The 16759-nt window shown below is 34.8% G+C and carries 14 protein-coding genes and 1 pseudogene; all 15 read right to left on the bottom strand.

Annotated elements, in window-relative coordinates:
• Nucleotides 1–170 precede the first annotated feature (170 nt).
• Nucleotides 171–3605 (bottom strand): hypothetical protein, encoded by a 3435-nt coding sequence (locus L3V25_RS15845; RefSeq protein ID WP_237296430.1) that lies wholly within the window; start codon nt 3603–3605, stop codon nt 171–173.
• 33 nt (nt 3606–3638) lie between these two features.
• Complete coding sequence (locus L3V25_RS15840) at nt 3639–4934, bottom strand: DUF4910 domain-containing protein (RefSeq protein ID WP_237296429.1); 1296 nt, start codon at nt 4932–4934, stop codon at nt 3639–3641.
• Between the two features lie 15 nt (nt 4935–4949).
• Nucleotides 4950–5759 (bottom strand): AAC(3) family N-acetyltransferase, encoded by an 810-nt coding sequence (locus L3V25_RS15835; RefSeq protein ID WP_237296428.1) that lies wholly within the window; start codon nt 5757–5759, stop codon nt 4950–4952.
• 10 nt (nt 5760–5769) lie between these two features.
• The gene (locus tag L3V25_RS15830; protein ID WP_237296427.1) at nt 5770–6489 is read right to left on the bottom strand and encodes an SDR family oxidoreductase; all 720 of its coding nucleotides are present in this window, start codon (nt 6487–6489) and stop codon (nt 5770–5772) included.
• A complete protein-coding gene (locus L3V25_RS15825) occupies nt 6489–7847 on the bottom strand; it encodes an AMP-binding protein (protein ID WP_237296426.1) in 1359 nt (452 codons plus the stop codon). The genes L3V25_RS15830 and L3V25_RS15825 overlap by 1 nt, the downstream gene beginning before the upstream one ends.
• A complete protein-coding gene (locus L3V25_RS15820; RefSeq protein ID WP_237296425.1) occupies nt 7828–8073 on the bottom strand; it encodes an acyl carrier protein in 246 nt (81 codons plus the stop codon). The genes L3V25_RS15825 and L3V25_RS15820 overlap by 20 nt, the downstream gene beginning before the upstream one ends.
• Nucleotides 8074–8115: 42 nt before the next feature.
• Nucleotides 8116–9168 (bottom strand): pseudaminic acid synthase, encoded by a 1053-nt coding sequence (gene pseI / locus L3V25_RS15815; protein WP_237296424.1) that lies wholly within the window; start codon nt 9166–9168, stop codon nt 8116–8118.
• Nucleotides 9161–10051: a UDP-4-amino-4,6-dideoxy-N-acetyl-beta-L-altrosamine N-acetyltransferase gene (gene pseH, locus L3V25_RS15810; RefSeq protein WP_237296423.1), complete on the bottom strand. Its 891-nt coding sequence runs from the start codon at nt 10049–10051 to the stop codon at nt 9161–9163. Before pseH ends, pseI begins: the two co-directional genes overlap by 8 nt.
• A 10-nt stretch (nt 10052–10061) precedes the next feature.
• A complete protein-coding gene (gene pseG / locus L3V25_RS15805; protein WP_237296422.1) occupies nt 10062–11114 on the bottom strand; it encodes a UDP-2,4-diacetamido-2,4,6-trideoxy-beta-L-altropyranose hydrolase in 1053 nt (350 codons plus the stop codon).
• Nucleotide 11115: 1 nt separating this feature from the next.
• Nucleotides 11116–11805, bottom strand: coding sequence for a pseudaminic acid cytidylyltransferase (pseF, locus tag L3V25_RS15800; RefSeq protein WP_237296421.1), 690 nt, complete (start codon nt 11803–11805; stop codon nt 11116–11118).
• A 3-nt stretch (nt 11806–11808) separates the two neighbouring features.
• The gene (pseC, locus tag L3V25_RS15795; RefSeq protein WP_237296420.1) at nt 11809–12969 is read right to left on the bottom strand and encodes a UDP-4-amino-4,6-dideoxy-N-acetyl-beta-L-altrosamine transaminase; all 1161 of its coding nucleotides are present in this window, start codon (nt 12967–12969) and stop codon (nt 11809–11811) included.
• Between the two features lie 39 nt (nt 12970–13008).
• The gene (gene pseB, locus L3V25_RS15790) at nt 13009–14022 is read right to left on the bottom strand and encodes a UDP-N-acetylglucosamine 4,6-dehydratase (inverting) (protein ID WP_237296419.1); all 1014 of its coding nucleotides are present in this window, start codon (nt 14020–14022) and stop codon (nt 13009–13011) included.
• A 29-nt stretch (nt 14023–14051) separates the two neighbouring features.
• Complete coding sequence (locus tag L3V25_RS15785) at nt 14052–14795, bottom strand: ABC transporter ATP-binding protein (protein WP_237296418.1); 744 nt, start codon at nt 14793–14795, stop codon at nt 14052–14054.
• 1 nt (nt 14796) lies between these two features.
• The gene (locus L3V25_RS15780; protein ID WP_237296417.1) at nt 14797–15561 is read right to left on the bottom strand and encodes an ABC transporter permease; all 765 of its coding nucleotides are present in this window, start codon (nt 15559–15561) and stop codon (nt 14797–14799) included.
• Between the two features lie 21 nt (nt 15562–15582).
• Nucleotides 15583–16617 (bottom strand): annotated as a pseudogene (locus tag L3V25_RS15775) (CDP-glycerol glycerophosphotransferase family protein); the annotation flags it as partial.
• Nucleotides 16618–16759: the final 142 nt, after the last annotated feature.

Below are 16759 nucleotides of genomic sequence, written 5' to 3'. Positions count from 1 at the left end.
ATTGCATCTATTTTTAGTAGAAATCATAAACCCATCTAAATACTATCATTTTTATTATAACAGCCGATAATTCATAATTTTAAAAACAGAACATACCCTTAACTTTTAATTAATTTAAAAATAAGTCATTGTAAAATAACAATGACTTATTGAAAAATTAAACATAGTTATCAAGAAGATATTTTACTTAAAAATTCTTCTGATGACTCTACAGCTCTTATAGCTGAAGTTAATATATCATTATCACCATTTTTTAAATAATCATCTAAACGTTTTATATTATAGACTGGCGGACCTATGTAATCATTCGAAGATGAACGTTTAATTATATCTTGTTTTAGAGATACATCATTAGTTCCCATGTAATAAAGTAAGGCAGCGGCTCTCTCTTTTAATTTATCAGATGGTTTTCGAAAATCACCTTCCAATATATATTGTTTATATTGTTCTCTAGACTCTGGATAAATAAGATCTAATGGGTAATCAATTTTACCATAATAACTAGTCATCATGATAGGAACACCTAAAATAGTTAATTCCATAGATGAAGTTCCATTGTATAAAATACCAAGATCTAAATAAGGGGCTAGCTCTGAAGTTGTAAATTCATCATGTCCCAAATACAATACATTATCAGGAAGATCATTAATAATTAAATCTCTAAAGTATTGCTGAAGATCCAATGCTGACTCAGAAACCAATTCAACAGGGTGAGGCTTAATGAGAAGCAATATATCATCCTTGCCTTTCACTACATCAATTGAGTGATTGATCCAATCCTTCATATCTGCATGAGCAGGACCGCCATCAAAGGGCACACCAAGATCACAAGTTAGCTTACCAAAACAACAAATTATTCTTTTACCGCTTAGTTTTGCTTGTTCTATTGCTGGAAGTGAATTATATTTCAAATCTTTAATATCAGAACCTCTATTCATTTTTAAAAATTCATTAGCCTTATCCCTAGACTGTAAAATATTTTTCTCATCTCTCATCCAATATTCGAATCGTTCAGGGATAGCCAAAAAACCAGCCCTACATGGGTGATGCTTTGTAACATCAAGTACCGTTATTACAGAGGATACTTTAGTAGACTTTCCTCCATAATATTTTTCGTAACCAATATTATAGAAAGTTTTAAATATTGGCCTTTCATGATTATGAACAGAAAAGTCTCTAAAAATAGATGCAGGCGCTCTATGTGATGCAGATGATAAAAATGTTACCGGTATATTTTTTAGAGTATCATCTCTTTTTAACTCCAAACATAACCTAAGAGCCAGATCGCATTGTTTCAATGTTAAATCAAAAAATCGACTTATTCCAGGGTTATTTATATCAATATCAAATGCACGGAACCTTATTGATAAATGTTCATAAATACCTTGGTAAAAGTTAATACCTTCACACTCGACAACTTTATTTTCCCAATCAATATTCCAATTAAGTTTAACTTCACCATCAGAACAGTTAAAATTCAAATAACCAATATATTTATCAAAACACTCAACCCCAGTTTCCCCACAAACATTAGCTTCCATAGATAAGCTAAGGATAGCGTAGCCCATTTTTTTTAATTCATATACCATCGGAGCCGATAAAGCTAAGGAGTGTTCATGATCAACACATTGAGCTTGTAAAATCAGCCCTCTATAACCATTCAATGGTATCTTGTCAGTATTATTTTTTAAAATTCTCTTTGTTGAATTTAAAAAATCGAGATTTTTTATATTAAGATTAAGTTTATTCCATGCAAAATTGCTAATATTTTTCCGATTATTTACAATATTATTTTTATATTCAGATAAAATTAATTTTGCATTAGAAAAATCACCTATAGATCTATAATATGTTGATAGTGCGTAAAATGCATCCCCTTCATATTTTCGGCCAAGTAGGTTCTTTACATTTAAATATCCGTTATCATTTAAGTATTCTCCAGCCACATCTAAACCTTTAAACTTAAGAATTGATTTAAAATAAACCCATTCAAACCTCTCATTATCAAGTAACTCTCGATGCTTATCAAATATATCAATCAAATATTCACTTACATTGAAATTAAAAGAAAAATATATAATATCCTTTAACTTTCTAAATTCCTCAATATCACTTTCCGTTATTTTCAATTCATGTAATGCATTTCTAAAAGAGTCTATATCTTTTACTATGAAACATTTAATACAATACCTTAAGTTACTTCCTGATACTTCAGGAATAGACAAAACCCTATCACCAATATATTCTAATAACCTTTGCCTTTCATACCAATTAGAGTCCACACGAAATGCGTTATTACCTTCGGTTCCATGGATTATATGAACAAGCTTAGACCAAAAATTATAGCTATTTGATTCACTTGACTTTAGCATATCCCAAAGCGCATTGTATTCAAATGTTAAAGCATAATGCTTAAATATCAAAAACCAAACATCTTCATGTTGATAGTTATTAATATCAAAATTAAAAACCAATTTATTTTTTAACTTTCGCCCACGAGATCTTAATATTGAGTAATTTAAAGAATGAACAACCCTTCTAAACTCAAATATATTAACGCTTTCATTCCTCGAAGAAAAAACGTCAATAAACTCATCTAAGAATAAATACAACGAGTCAAAGTCAACCTTATTTCTATAATAGTTATCAATTGAAAAACAATACTTAGCTAATCGTTTTCCATTAAGTCTCTCTATATATTCATAAATATCGTTTCTTGATATTTCATCTCCATTAATAATACCTAAAATAATCTTGCTTGATAATGTAGACTCAGAGTTTAAACATTCTTTAATACTTGAAAAAAAACAAGAATTCTCAATCAATTCAAAATTGAATTTCTCATTAAAAACCACTGAAGAATCAGAATCATAAAACGATTCAAAATCATAGAACGAAAATAAAACGCTCCAAACAAAAAACTCATTTATTGATATTGGCTCATTTGTTAATGGTGAACGATATTTACACTTTCCGAATGTTCTTAAAAATATCTCATGAGGATCTTTTTTTATTTTAACATTTCTTTGACCTCGATAGTTAACACCTTCACAGTCAACATAAAAAGTATCACTAAAAACATGTACAACCTTACCATGTATTAAAGCATCAAAACCATAATCACTATCATATGTATATATTGCTTTTGCATCTGCTATATATTCCAACGGATTTGTTTCCATTGAAAAAACAGAGACATCTTTCTCCATACATATTACTTCATTTTCTATCGATTTATTACATATATGATATATCTTAACCTCTGGATATTCCTTACTTACCAGAGAGTATAAATCAACTTCCTCACCCTGTTCTCCATTTTTTATATGTTGCTCACCAATAATAAGAACAAACTCCTCCCTCCCTTTAGATGGATATAAAAACCTTGATAGTTGAGTAAAGTTACTCATAAATGCATTAATATCTTTATTATTTGTTTTTATACCTATCAAACTAGAAGAATATGAATCCTTCATGTGTATAAAACTATTTAATGACAAAGGGTTAGCATTGAAAACTCTAGGAACCTTTTTATACTTTCTATTGACAATACGCCCTACAGTTATAATTTTCTTATAGATAAGTTTTCGAATATTATTAATCAAAATAAAAGCCTTAAAAAAAAACACAAAAAATCATTATAAATCAATCTTCGAACGACTTAGACTAATGAGATTATTACTAGCTAAAACATTAGATATATCTATAATTTCATCCATACTAACCGAAATCAATTCTGATATATCAATTAGATTTTTACCCCCATCACAATAAGAGATAAAGTTCATCATTGCTCTAACTTTTTTCCCGGTATCTTTAGTACTCAAATTAGGATAAAGACCTCTTTTTCCTAATTGAGGCTCACAAAAAACCTTTATCTTGGGATAACAATTCTTTTCTATAATATCAATTGCTTTAATCAATGCATTATACGCACCTTCTAAACCACTAGCTGTAACAAGAGTGAGATCATCAAGTGATGTATGATATTCAGGGTATTCACCATACTTACTTCTCATAATAGTTGTTACAGGTAAATCGACACCTGGAGCACAATATTGACGCTCATCACTACCTCTATCTAACCATGAGTATTTTTTAAAGTCAGGGGAAATACTAGTCAGCGAACTAATGGCAGCTTTATCAGCTAATGTATTTCCATCTCGTGATGGTAAAAAGGAATAACATCTATCATCACCAACACATGTAACATTAAAACCGGCGATAATATTTTTTTTCATTACATCCAAATTTTTACTTAGATAAGTAATTGATCCTATCGTCTCAGGTATAAACACTATTCTATAAGAATAATATCTATTTTTATTTCCTAAAATGCTTTTTGCTAATTCTACTGTAACGACTGGTCCTGAAAGTTCATTATTAGCCATAGAAGGATGACAAATATATGTAGAAATGAATATTTCTTTTTCACTTTCTCCTGGAATAATCAATTCCCCATAATTTAATACACCAGGCTTTAATTCAGATTTAACCACAACATGATATAAACCTTCGCTTAATTTTTCTTTTTCATTATCAGAAAGACAAAATCCCCACCTTTCTTTGTAGTATGATGTGATATATGGGATAGCATCTGGTTGTTCTGGTAACGAATATAGATGATTTTTCAACTCATCTAATGTTAACCATTTATCTACAGGTGTAGAATAACCAACGAGATGTAAATTATTATCCCCAAAATCTAATACTCTTTTCCCATCTTCATTTTCAATATACGCTTCAGATACAGACCATTCATTTGGCACTTCCCAATCAAAAACTTTGGTACCACTTTCAACTGAATGAACTTTCAAATCAGGTAGTTCACGTGTAAGTATTGATAGCGTTTCACGCACACCAGGGCCTGTAATGCTTCGGCAAATAGGGAACAATTCCTGGCATAGTGAATACATTTTGTTTCCAACATTCATATAAAACTCACTTACTTATTCAAAATCTTCTTGTAAAAAACCACGCCCTAAAGTTTCTAGCATTGGCTCTACCCAGGTGCGACTTTCTTTATCTAATAGATATAAAGGATCGTCTAATAACTTTGACAACCAAAAATCGGTTATATTTTTAGCTTTACAGCCAAAAACACTAGGGAAATGTATATTTATAATTCCGGCTTTTTTTAGATCGTTTTTTAAACGAGGCCAATCATAATCAAGGTGCTTCCCCATAGGCCTGAAATGTGAACAAAGTTCTACATCAGATTCTACATCTTTATTGTTTAATATACCTTTAAAAGACTTCCAATAACGATATTGAACGTTTGCTTTACATTCAACATAGTGAATTATCGTAGCTCTATTAAGATCTGTACCATAAAATAAAATATACGAGTTATCATTTACAAGCTTTGAAAATATTGAGTTATCGTCGAAGGGACATTGTAGATCTGAATAATTTATATGCGGTTTTCCAGAGCCACAAACCGAGAACATTGGATCATGACTTCGCCATAAAGCAACATTGTTTCGATAGTACTCAGAAATATGGCCGACTTCACTTGGTGTTTTATCTAAATCAAAAAAACGATTTCTAGGAAATTGATAACTAAATGTAGGTATTAATAGTTTTTCTTTTCCGGCTATATCTTGTAATAGCTCAATATGGGCAGTTAAAATCGCATCTTTAGATGGTGACACTTTAATCAGAGGCATTGTTTTCATTGCGTCCGAATGCACAAAAAGATTTTCAAAGTCAATATTTGAAAAACTACCAATGAAATCATCTTGTTTTTTACGATACATTTTATTTCCTTTAAGCCGTACTACCCGCATCTACTGTAAATGTCGCACCAGTGATTCCTGTTGCTTTCTCTGATAACAAAAAAAGAACCATGTTGGAAACATCATTAACATTAGCAAGACGCCCTAAACAGCTCCTTCGCTTTATTTTTTCTAGCTTATCTCCAACTAAACCATCCGTCATATTAGTTTCCATATAACCCGGAGCTAAAGTGTTGACTGTTATTTGTGATTTACCTAATTCTCTTGCGAGCGATTTAGTAAATCCACCTAATGCAGATTTAGTTGCACCATATACACTCAAACCATTAAACCCTGTTGAACCAATAATTGATCCTACATTAATAATACGTCCTTTACGGTTAAGTAACATTGAACGAGAAACATATTTAGTCAATAAAATAGGGGCTTCGACATTCACCCTTAATAAAGCAGATATATCAGATTCATGCATTGTAGCTAGTACGCCATCATGTCCTAAGGCTGCATTATTAACTAATCCGTATATACGGCCGTGCTCACTTGTTATTTTTTTCACCAATGCTGATATATCTTTTACCTGATTAAAATCAAATTGATAAAAACAAACTTGTTCCGAATAATCTTTTTGTAATTTTTCATAACACTCAGTTGGAGTGCGGCTAATTCCAATTACCTTATAACCTGCATCAGCAAGTATTTTAGATGTTTCTAACCCAAGACCTTTTGCACAACCTGTAACAATAATATTCATCAATTTCTAACCTTTTTCCCAGTGGCATTTGTTTCTATTGATTTCACAACTTTTATAAGAGCAGGAACCTCAAATGACTCTAAATACCCTCGACAAAAGTATAAAATATCACTTTTTAATTCCTTCAAAGAAAGTGATGTTTCTATTTCAGATATTACTACATCACAAACGACTAATGAGCCTAAGACTGGGTTTGATTTAGGATAGACTTTTGCCATTAATACAGATGGATGCTGCTCAAGTATTGATTCAACCTTTTCAGGCATTACTTTGCTTCCACCTACATTAATTGAACCATTTTCTCTTCCTAAAAAGATAACCCTATCATTTTCAACCTTGACCATATCCCCTGTATTGATAAAACCATCCTCATCAATATCAAGTTGAGCGTTTACAAACTTAGAACACCCATTAGAACTTTTTATCCACAAATTTCCGGCTACTATTTTGAGTTGACATGTACTCTTTGGATCACCAGTCAAATACGTTAAAGGAAAACCTTCTTGTTTATCCTTAACAGAAAAGCCTACACCAGCTTCCGTTGAAGCATAAATATGTACTATCGCTGCTGATGGATAGTGTTGTGTTAAAGCTGAAAGTATTGACTGATTACTTATTTCACCACCCAGTGTAATTCTGTGTAATGGTACTTCCAAGTGTTTGGGATCCATTAAAAATTTACGCCAAAATGAAGGAGTAGCAGACAAGGCATTTACTTTCTTATCTGAAAATAATTCCATTAACTCTGTCATTGAGTCCTTACTTGAAGGGATCACCAAAGTAGAGCCCGACAAAACTGATTGAAGGTAAACTTGTAAACCTGCAAATCTATTTATATCGTAGCTTAATCCCCAAATGAAACCAGCCCCTTTATCAATATCCATCTTGGTTGTAGAAAGCAATGATTCAAGACGATAGCTTGCTAATTTAGGAGTACCTGTTGTCCCTGATGTAGCTAAAAAATATGCAGGCGGTTCATTGTTTCTACACTTAGGGTTATTATTCAAATCTTCAATTTCACTTACCTCACATTGAGATAAGTGTATTACATAATCAACGTCTGCTGATGTGTAAAACTCTTGTTTAACACTATTATCGGTACATTTAGGAAGTAATAATAGACTATGGCATATGCTATTTATTGCTGGTAAGTATAAAGCTAAAGACTCTCGGTCACTTGTAATGATAGCGCAAGTACTTCCAGATAAGTGAGGATACCGCTCTATGAAATTCTCACTTAATTCTTTGACATCACGATAGGTATAAATTACTTCTTTCGTTGTCAGATAAACTCTACTTTCTGGAATTCTTTTTATCTGACTAATAATACCATCATGATTAAACTGAATATTTTTCATAAATTGCCACAAACTCACCAAATGTTGTTGGATAAACAGCCTCTTCCATCTTTTGGAAAGGGTCTAGGTCTAATTCTTCTTCTAACAAAGCGACTAAAATTGCAAACCCAAGTGAATCTAAGCCACTTTCAAGTAAAACTTGTTCATTATCAATCTCTTGATAGCGTTCTGTGGCGTCCGTTTGCTCTAATGCTTCATTAAATTTTTCTAAAATAATACTTCTCATAACTACTCCAAATAATTATCAACCAGATATAAAACGCCTAAACTAAAGCTTTATATCATCTCTTAACATAGGGGTGCCTGACTCTAAATCCTTTGTCACTATTTTCCCCATAATTTCATCATAAAACTTAGGCGCCAACCCAAAACCCGGGCGAATACTTCTCACATTTTCTGGCGTGATTTTTTCACCGGCTTTAATGTCTTTTACTACATACAAAGAGCGGCGAAATTTTACATTACCTTTTTCAGCTTCGGCTCTTTCATAGTTCACTTTCCCCATCGCTTGCCAGGCAGTTTTCGCATCTTTGCAAAGCTGGGTTAATTCATGTGGTTCAAGTGAAAAACTATCATCAGCACCACCACCATTACGATCTAATGTTACATGTTTTTCAATCAAACTCGCTCCAAGAACCACAGATGCAATCGCAGTCGCATTATCAATCGTATGATCAGAAAGTCCTGAAAGTACATCAAAACGCTCAGAGATATCGGCAATAGTACGCAGGTTATATTGGTCTGCTGGGGCTGGGTAGCCACTTACGCAATGAAGTACGACAAGTTCTTCACAACCATTATTTCTAGCTGTATCAATAGCCTCTTGAATTTCTTCTTGGTTCGCCATCCCCGTAGACATGATCATGGGCTTACCAGTCTGAGCAACACGCTTGATCAAAGGCAAATCGATTAACTCAAATGAGGCAATTTTATAAGCCGGTGCACTCAGGTCTTCTAATAAATCAACCGCGGTAAAATCAAAAGGAGAACTGAAAATGGTAATATCTAATTCTTTGGCTTTTTCAAATAAAGGTTGGTGCCATTCCCACGGCATGTGAGCGCCTTTATAGAGCTCATATAAGGTTTGGCCATCCCATAAACCACCATGAATTTTAAAGTCTTCACTATCACAATCCATCGTGATGGTTTCATGAGTATAGGTTTGCAATTTTATCGCATCAGCCCCTGCTTTCTTTGCTTCTTCCATGATCTTAAAAGCTCGATTGATATCACCGTTATGGTTTGCGGAAAGCTCTGCAATAATATAAGGAGGGAAGTCAGGGCCAATTTTTCGATTATTTATTGTAATGTACTTATTCATTATTTACCTTCGGAAGTAATACTGTTGCTTCACCTTCAATGAAAGCTAGTTCGTCATTTTTAACGATAGTTTTAAACGTTGCTTTTCGACCAACTTGAGAGATAAGTAAAAGCTGTATCTCTACTTTAGAATCCACATAAAGCGGTGATTGAAATGATAATGTTTGTTCTAGATAGATAACTCCATGTTCAAATGGGCTCTCAGTAAACATGGATGAGAATAAGCTCCCAGTTAACATTCCATGAGCAATGCATCCCGCAAAGCCTTGACTTTTAGCGTATGAATTATCTAGGTGGATAGGGTTATGATCTCCACTCAATGTAGCAAAGTCTGCCACCATTTCTCTCGTAACAATTAACTCTTTTTTAATCAGCTTCGGTAGCTTCTTATAAACAAAAGATTGAGAGTACTCCCAATCTTTTCGTAAGATTGAAAGACAGTAAATATCATGATATGAACCATTTCTACAGAAGGCTTTTCTTTTTATTCCTTCAAGTTCAAACCCAAACTTTCTGTGGAAATTCACTACAGCATAATTGAAATCAAGCACTTCACATTCCAACCGATTAAGATCGAGAATAGTAAATGCATAATGAAGCGCAGCTGTTTCCATATGTGTGCCTACGCCACGAACACTGGTATTAGAAGAGTAAAATGCCCAAGTAGCAGACCGATAATCATTTCTGACATTTGTAAATGTCACAACACCGACAGGTTGTTCTGATATCTCCGCAATCAACAATACAGAGGCTGGGTTTACTGATTCTCTTTCCCACCACTTTACATGTTCTGAATAGGCAATTTCATGTGAGGTATACATATTGTTTCTGACAGTAGGATCATTTCTCCAAGATAAAACTATTTCCAGATCTTTCTCTGTCATTAGACGTAATCTACACTTCATCATTTATCCTCTCAATTTCTTTAGCGACTCTCAAAGCACCAAAACCATCTACATTTAACACGCCTTCATAACGAATATTGTTCCAATTGTGGATTAAATACTCGAGCTCTGTTATGTACGTATTTACCGAAGTTTGACTTCCGCGACCTAAATATCTCACCGCGTTCATTTGGCTTAGATACTCAGACAAAGACTCTTGGTTTTTAGCTACGGAAACAATAGTTGTTGGTAATTCCAAACAAAAACGCTCCCAGTTACTAACACCTGATGCACCAATCGCATACTTGGATTTCTTTAACTCATATTCAAAATCATTAGTGTGCGTTTGTATTTCTACTAATGGACTAGAATACTCTAATAACTGCTCTTTCCATGGATTAATGACACCTGCCAATATAAAAATATTAAATGGAAGAGCCTCAAAACTACGAGCTGCCGAGAGTAACTTTAAGCACTCCCCTGTAGGGTCAGCCCCACCAAAGAAAGCAATAACTCTATCTTTTTTTTCCATTTTCTCAGATTTTAACGCTCTGAATTTAGGACGTAACAATGCATAATTTGGCCCTAAAAGACGTTCACCTTTACATTGAGAATAGCGTGACGCCATATCAGGCCAATAATTTTGGTCAACTATCAAATCGGCTACATGTGGTCTATTTAAATCGTCTATCGCGACGATATTACAATTAAATTTCTGCCTAACGATATCTTCCCACTTGCTGTCAAGAGCATAATGATCAGTCACAATCACATCACACTCTAACATATTCGAAATAACCTCTTTCGCGTCCTCAACAATTGAAACTTGTAACCACGATAAATAGTCATCACTAGCTTTTGGTTTAATTGTTTCCACTTTTTTCAACTTGATTACTTGAAACTCAGCATTGCGAATAAACTCAATCAAGTTACCTTCTAACTCTCGGCACATGAAAGTAATATCATGTCCCCTATTTTTTAATTCTTCAGCAAGAACTAAGCACCTCATTACATGCCCACTACCAACATATAAAGAAGCATCCACCCTAAAGGTAACCTTCATGTTAATCCGCCTTAGATACTGAAAATAAGGCTTCTGCTAACTCCCAGTCTTCTAACGTATCAATGTCTTGAACGCGCTTTCTTGGTAATAAGACCACTCGAGAGTATGAGCCAAATATTCCTAATTTAGATTTAAAAGCATTAACGCTCCCCCAGTAAAATTGACCAGCATCGTGGTAGGCTTCTTCAAGATCTTGAGAGCGCACTAGGGCATTTTCAGGCTCAAACATAGCCACTTCCCCCTTTTCAGACAGCTTAATCGCACGCTGAATAGGGAAAGGGAAACTGGTGGCACTAAAAGCGTATTCAACCTCAGGAGCTTGCACTAAAGCCAGACCTGATTGTAGATCCTGAACTTGAATAAAAGGCGCAGTGGCATAGATACAACAAACATAATCAATATTGCCAAGATTTTCTTCACACCAGTTCACCGCATGTTGCAGCACATCTAAGGTGGTTGCGTGATCATCGGCAATGTCCGAAGGGCGTAAAAATGGCACTTCAGCCCCATATTCACGTGCAACGTCTGCGATTTCTTGATCATCGGTTGAGACAATGATCTTATCAAAACACCCTGATGCTTTGGCCGTTTCAATTGAATAGGCAATCATAGGCTTGCCATGAAACGGTTTAATGTTTTTTCTTGGAATTCTCTTACTGCCACCACGCGCAGGAATAATTGCAATCTTCATGCTTCACCCTTTTAAAATACGCGTTAGGGTTTCAACTACCACATCTTGCTGCTCAACTGTCATGATATGAAACATAGGCAGAGAAATGGCTTCTTGGTAATACGATTCTGATTGAGGAAAATCCCCCCATTGGAAGCCCATTTGTTGATAATAAGGCTGAGCATGCACAGGAATGTAATGCAAGTTAACGCCAATACCTTGCTCACGTAATGCTTCAAAGACTTCTTTATGGGTTTTGTTGATCTCATCAAGCTTTAGACGGATCACATAAAGATGAAGCCCTGAATAGGTGTTTTCAAGTTGAAAAGGAATAGTCAGTGGTAAGTCTTGCAATAAGGCATCATAACGACGAGCAAGGGCATGTCTCGCTTCAATAAAGCTATTTAGACGCGACATTTGACTCACACCTAAGGCGGCTTGAAGCTCGGTCATACGGTAGTTAAAGCCCAAATCCACTTGCTCATAATACCAACCACCATGAGAAGGGTTGTGCATTAACGCTTCATCACGAGTGATCCCATGACTACGATACAACGCCATTTTATCGGCTAGTGTTTTATCATTAGTTAAAGCTGCGCCACCTTCAGCAGTTGTTACTATTTTTACTGGGTGGAAGCTAAAAACAGTAATATCTGAATAGGCACAGTTTCCAATCGGGGCATCGTGATATTTTCCGCCGATCGCATGAGAGGCATCTTCAATGATCTTAAAACCGTACTCAAGCGATAACCCGTGAATGGCTTTCATATCACAAGGTTGTCCGCATAAATGCACTGGCACAACCACTTTTGGCAATTTACCATCCAACTTAGCTTGTTTTAATTTTTGCTCTAAGGCCACTGGGCTCATGTTGTAAGTCTGCGGGTCAATATCTACAAAATCCACTTGAGCACCACAATATAAGCCACAATTGGATGATGCCACAAAAGTCACCGGGGTGGTCCACAACCAATCCCCTTCACCCAGCCCTAATGCTAAGCAAGCAATATGTAAAGCTGACGTCGCACTGTTCACGGCAAGTGCATGCTTTGCACTCGTATGTGCCATCAAAGAGTCCTCAAACTTAGGGACTTGTGGACCCTGAGTTAAAAAGTCCGACTCTAAAACACTCACAACCGCATCGATATCTTGCTGTGTGATTTCTTGCTTACCATAGGGGATCATAATGTGACTCTTTAGCTAAATAAAAACAAATTGTGAAAATTAAACCGCAAAGTTCGGATCAACGTGCTCTTTGATCAGCTCACGCAAACCTTCAATACTTTCCCATTCTGTATTCGTTCCCGAATTATATTTAAAACCAAATGGGACCTTAACAGCACCATGGTGTTTCATAAAGTCATCCTCGGTGTAGGTATATGAAACTGATGGTAAAATCACATAATACTTACCCAAGTCTATGGTGTTTAATGAGTCAGCATCTGTGATCATTTCCTCATGAATTTTTTCACCTGGTCTTACACCTACAAACTTCACTTCACATTCAGGAGCCACCGCTTCTGCAACATCTGTAACGCGATATGATGGAATTTTAGGTATGAATATTTCTCCACCTAAGTGATGTTCAATTGCATACATCACCATATTCACACCATCTTGTAATGAGATATTAAAACGCGTCATTTCTTCGTGCGTGATTGGTAACACGCCTTCCGATTTTTTCTTCATAAAGAATGGAATAACAGAGCCTCGTGAGCCCATAACATTACCGTAACGCACAACACTAAAACGAATATCTTTCGAGCCTTTAATATTATTCGCAGCTGTGAATAGCTTATCCGATGCCAGTTTTGTAGCTCCATATAGGTTAACTGGTGCACACGCTTTATCTGTAGAAAGTGCTACTACATCATTCACACCACATTGAAGCGCGGCTTGGATCACATTCTCGGCACCATCAACATTAGTACGAATACATTCTGTTGGGTTATATTCTGCCGTATCTACTTGCTTTATTGCCGCAGCATGAATTATCACATCAACCCCTTCACAAGCCTGGATCATGCGATTTTGATCACGCACATCACCGATGAAGAAACGTAATTGTGGAAATTCGGAATGTGGGTATTGTTGCTTGATTTCAAACTGCTTTAACTCATCACGAGAGTAAATTATAATTTTCTTAACATCCTGATAAGTTTCAAGAATTGTTTTAATAAATTGCTTACCGAATGACCCAGTACCGCCTGTAATTAAGACTGTTTTATTATTTAACATTTTAAACCTTATAAAATTTACACATTGTGTTAGGAATATGATTGAAGTACACTGTCTACAGATCCATCAAGTATAACCTTACCTTTATCTAAATACACGGCCCTGTTACACATATTTCTTATATCTGAATCTGAATGAGAGACTATAATGATTAATCGAGATTGCTTCATTATAGCTTGCATTCGCTTCTTACACTTTTCTCTAAAGTACTTATCACCAACACTTAGGACTTCATCAATGATAAGGATATCGCTTCTATAAGTTGTCGCTATGGAAAATGCCAACCGAGAAACCATACCACTAGAATAAGTTTCAACAGGCTTATGAATAGATTCTTCCAACTCAGAGAAATCTATAATTTCCTCAATTTTATCTTTGATCTCTTTTTTATTTTTCCCCAATAGAGCACCAGCTAAATATATATTATCCAAGCCACTCAACTCTTTAGCAAAGAAAGAGTTTAATGATAATAAAGAGCCAATATCTAATTTTGAATAAAACTTACCACTCGTTGGCTCTAAGACCCCTGATAAAACCTTACAAATTGTCGACTTTCCGGCTCCATTTCGGCCAACAATTCCAACAATATCACCTTCATAAAATTTAAGAGATATATTACTTAGTGCAGCCTCACGATTCGCATTTGAGTCAGAAGAAACTCGTTCTCTTTCGTATTTAGATAAAAATAGACGTTTAAGGTTAAAACTAGTGCTATTTGCATACTTTAACGTCACATCATTAAGCTCTACTACTAAATTTTTTTCATTACTCATTCTAAACATTCCTAATGATCTGTGGAGTAATACGCTTACAAAAACGCATCAAAATTATTAATGCTAATGATGAAAGAACCAATGCGTAAAGCATATGACTATAGATAATTTTATCATTATAAATCAAAGCATTATTATAAAAACCAATAAGATGAGCGAATGGGTTTAATTCTATCAAAAATCTATAGTTTTCTGGTACACGGCTTGGTGGATAAATAATAGGAGTAACATAAAATAAAATTCTAAGACCAAATCCAACCAAAAATGCTGTATCTCGTACAAAAACATTTAATATTGCCAAGAATAGTGAGATAGCACTGATTGATATCATTGTGATAGCAAAGGTTAAAGCGAGTGCAAACAGATCTGGAGTATAACCAAAAAATAACAGCACAGTTTGTAGGAGTAAGTAAGCAAAGCAAAACATATAACTTTCACCAAATACTTCTGATGTTGGGAGAATAGGCAATGGTATTTTTACTTGACAGACAATACCTTTATAGCGTCGAAATGATGTTGTAGAAATAGACATACTAGAACTCCACCATTTCCACAATGTCACTCCAATACCAATCATTAAAATTTGATCAGCCCCTCGATGACCAAAAATCACACCAACAATGTAGCTATATAAGGCAATCAACATCATCGGTTCTATGATCCACCATAAGTAGCCAAGAAAGGTTCCTCTTATATTAGCTTTTTTCTTTAAATGGGCTAGGGTGTAAAGAATGTACAGGTTTCGTGATATCGCTTTAGTATTCAAACTAGTTACCTATGTCTATATTTAACTCTTTACGAGTTTAAAAATTAATTCCGCATTTTGTTGAGCTTGTTTTTTCTGCACAACATTCAACCAGTCATTGGTATCTTCACGTTCTTGAAGGTAGTAGGAATTATCCTTCAATAAACGAGTCACTTCCTGTAAAAACTGTTTTTGCTCCTTTGGTTTTGGTCCCGGAGTCACTGCATGATAAGGTAATGTAAACCCAATTTTTGTTTCATACTCTACATAATCATAAGGTAAGAAAAGCATAGGTTTTTGAATTAGTAAATAATCTACATAGATACTTGAGTAATCAGTAATTAATAAGTCAAACTGTCCTAATATTTCATTAATATCAACAATCTTATTTCGTGATAACAAGTTAAGATTACTTATTTCTTTCAAATCATTAGAGATTTTCGATTCAAAATTAGGGTGTACTCTAAGATGTAATATACAATTATTGCTTTGTAAAAATCGCCCTATTTCCTCTGCATCAAAATCCTCGAATGGGAAAATAACCGTATCATTGAAGGGCCTCCAAGTAGGCGCGTATAAAATGTGTTTTTTACCTTTATCAAGTTGCAGTACTTTCGAGTAATGAGGGTAAGTTGAATTCAATGCTTCATTACGAGCCTGCCCTGCAATTACAACTTGTTCTTTTTTTAAGTTTAAGCATGCTCGCCATGTTTCAGAAAATGCTTCTGAGGTCGAAAAAAAGTAACTAAAATTGCCTTTTATCAATCGATAATACAGCGCCTTCTTCCAGTTAAGATACTTTTCAGCCCTGCCGATACACTTCAAAGGTGCCCCATGCCCTAGATGGAAAACATTACGTCTATAGGCTTGGAAAAACCCACCAATAGGAGTTTCTAACGATGATGTTATCCAAGTCTTAGCTTTCAATATATAAAAAATGCTTTTTAGACTATAGCTATCTATAAAGTAAGGGCCAATAATTTTATTGAGTTCATCTTTTCGCTCAATATTATTAATGACAAAGCGGATCTCCAATTCGGGATAATGCTTAATCAAATATAAAAAAAGATATTTAGAGTTATGGTTAAATTCGTAAGCGCATCATAAACCCCGCATTCTAATCGTCTAGCCCGAATAATAAGATCAAACCTCCAACCCAAAGCAGCAAAGGAGATTTGAAATGGCCAAACGACGCACTAACCAAGAATGGCGAACCCTG

It is taken from the genome of Vibrio sp. CK2-1, from assembly GCF_021726515.1.
Taxonomy (GTDB): Bacteria; Pseudomonadota; Gammaproteobacteria; order Enterobacterales; family Vibrionaceae; genus Vibrio.
This window is presented reverse-complemented; position numbering and strand designations above follow the sequence as displayed.

Excerpts from the sequence above, each read along its gene's own strand:
- L3V25_RS15820 (WP_237296425.1), bottom strand. The coding sequence starts at position 8,073 with ATGAGAAGTATTATTTTAGAAAAATTTAATGAAGCATTAGAGCAAACG.
- pseF (WP_237296421.1), bottom strand. The coding sequence starts at position 11,805 with ATGAAGATTGCAATTATTCCTGCGCGTGGTGGCAGTAAGAGAATTCCA.
- pseB (WP_237296419.1), bottom strand. The coding sequence starts at position 14,022 with ATGTTAAATAATAAAACAGTCTTAATTACAGGCGGTACTGGGTCATTC.
- L3V25_RS15825 (WP_237296426.1), bottom strand. The coding sequence starts at position 7,847 with ATGAAAAATATTCAGTTTAATCATGATGGTATTATTAGTCAGATAAAA.
- pseH (WP_237296423.1), bottom strand. The coding sequence starts at position 10,051 with ATGACAGAGAAAGATCTGGAAATAGTTTTATCTTGGAGAAATGATCCT.
- L3V25_RS15830 (WP_237296427.1), bottom strand. The coding sequence starts at position 6,489 with ATGAATATTATTGTTACAGGTTGTGCAAAAGGTCTTGGGTTAGAAACA.
- L3V25_RS15785 (WP_237296418.1), bottom strand. The coding sequence starts at position 14,795 with ATGAGTAATGAAAAAAATTTAGTAGTAGAGCTTAATGATGTGACGTTA.
- L3V25_RS15840 (WP_237296429.1), bottom strand. The coding sequence starts at position 4,934 with ATGAATGTTGGAAACAAAATGTATTCACTATGCCAGGAATTGTTCCCT.
- pseC (WP_237296420.1), bottom strand. The coding sequence starts at position 12,969 with ATGATCCCCTATGGTAAGCAAGAAATCACACAGCAAGATATCGATGCG.
- pseG (WP_237296422.1), bottom strand. The coding sequence starts at position 11,114 with ATGAAGGTTACCTTTAGGGTGGATGCTTCTTTATATGTTGGTAGTGGG.
- pseI (WP_237296424.1), bottom strand. The coding sequence starts at position 9,168 with ATGAATAAGTACATTACAATAAATAATCGAAAAATTGGCCCTGACTTC.
- L3V25_RS15835 (WP_237296428.1), bottom strand. The coding sequence starts at position 5,759 with ATGTATCGTAAAAAACAAGATGATTTCATTGGTAGTTTTTCAAATATT.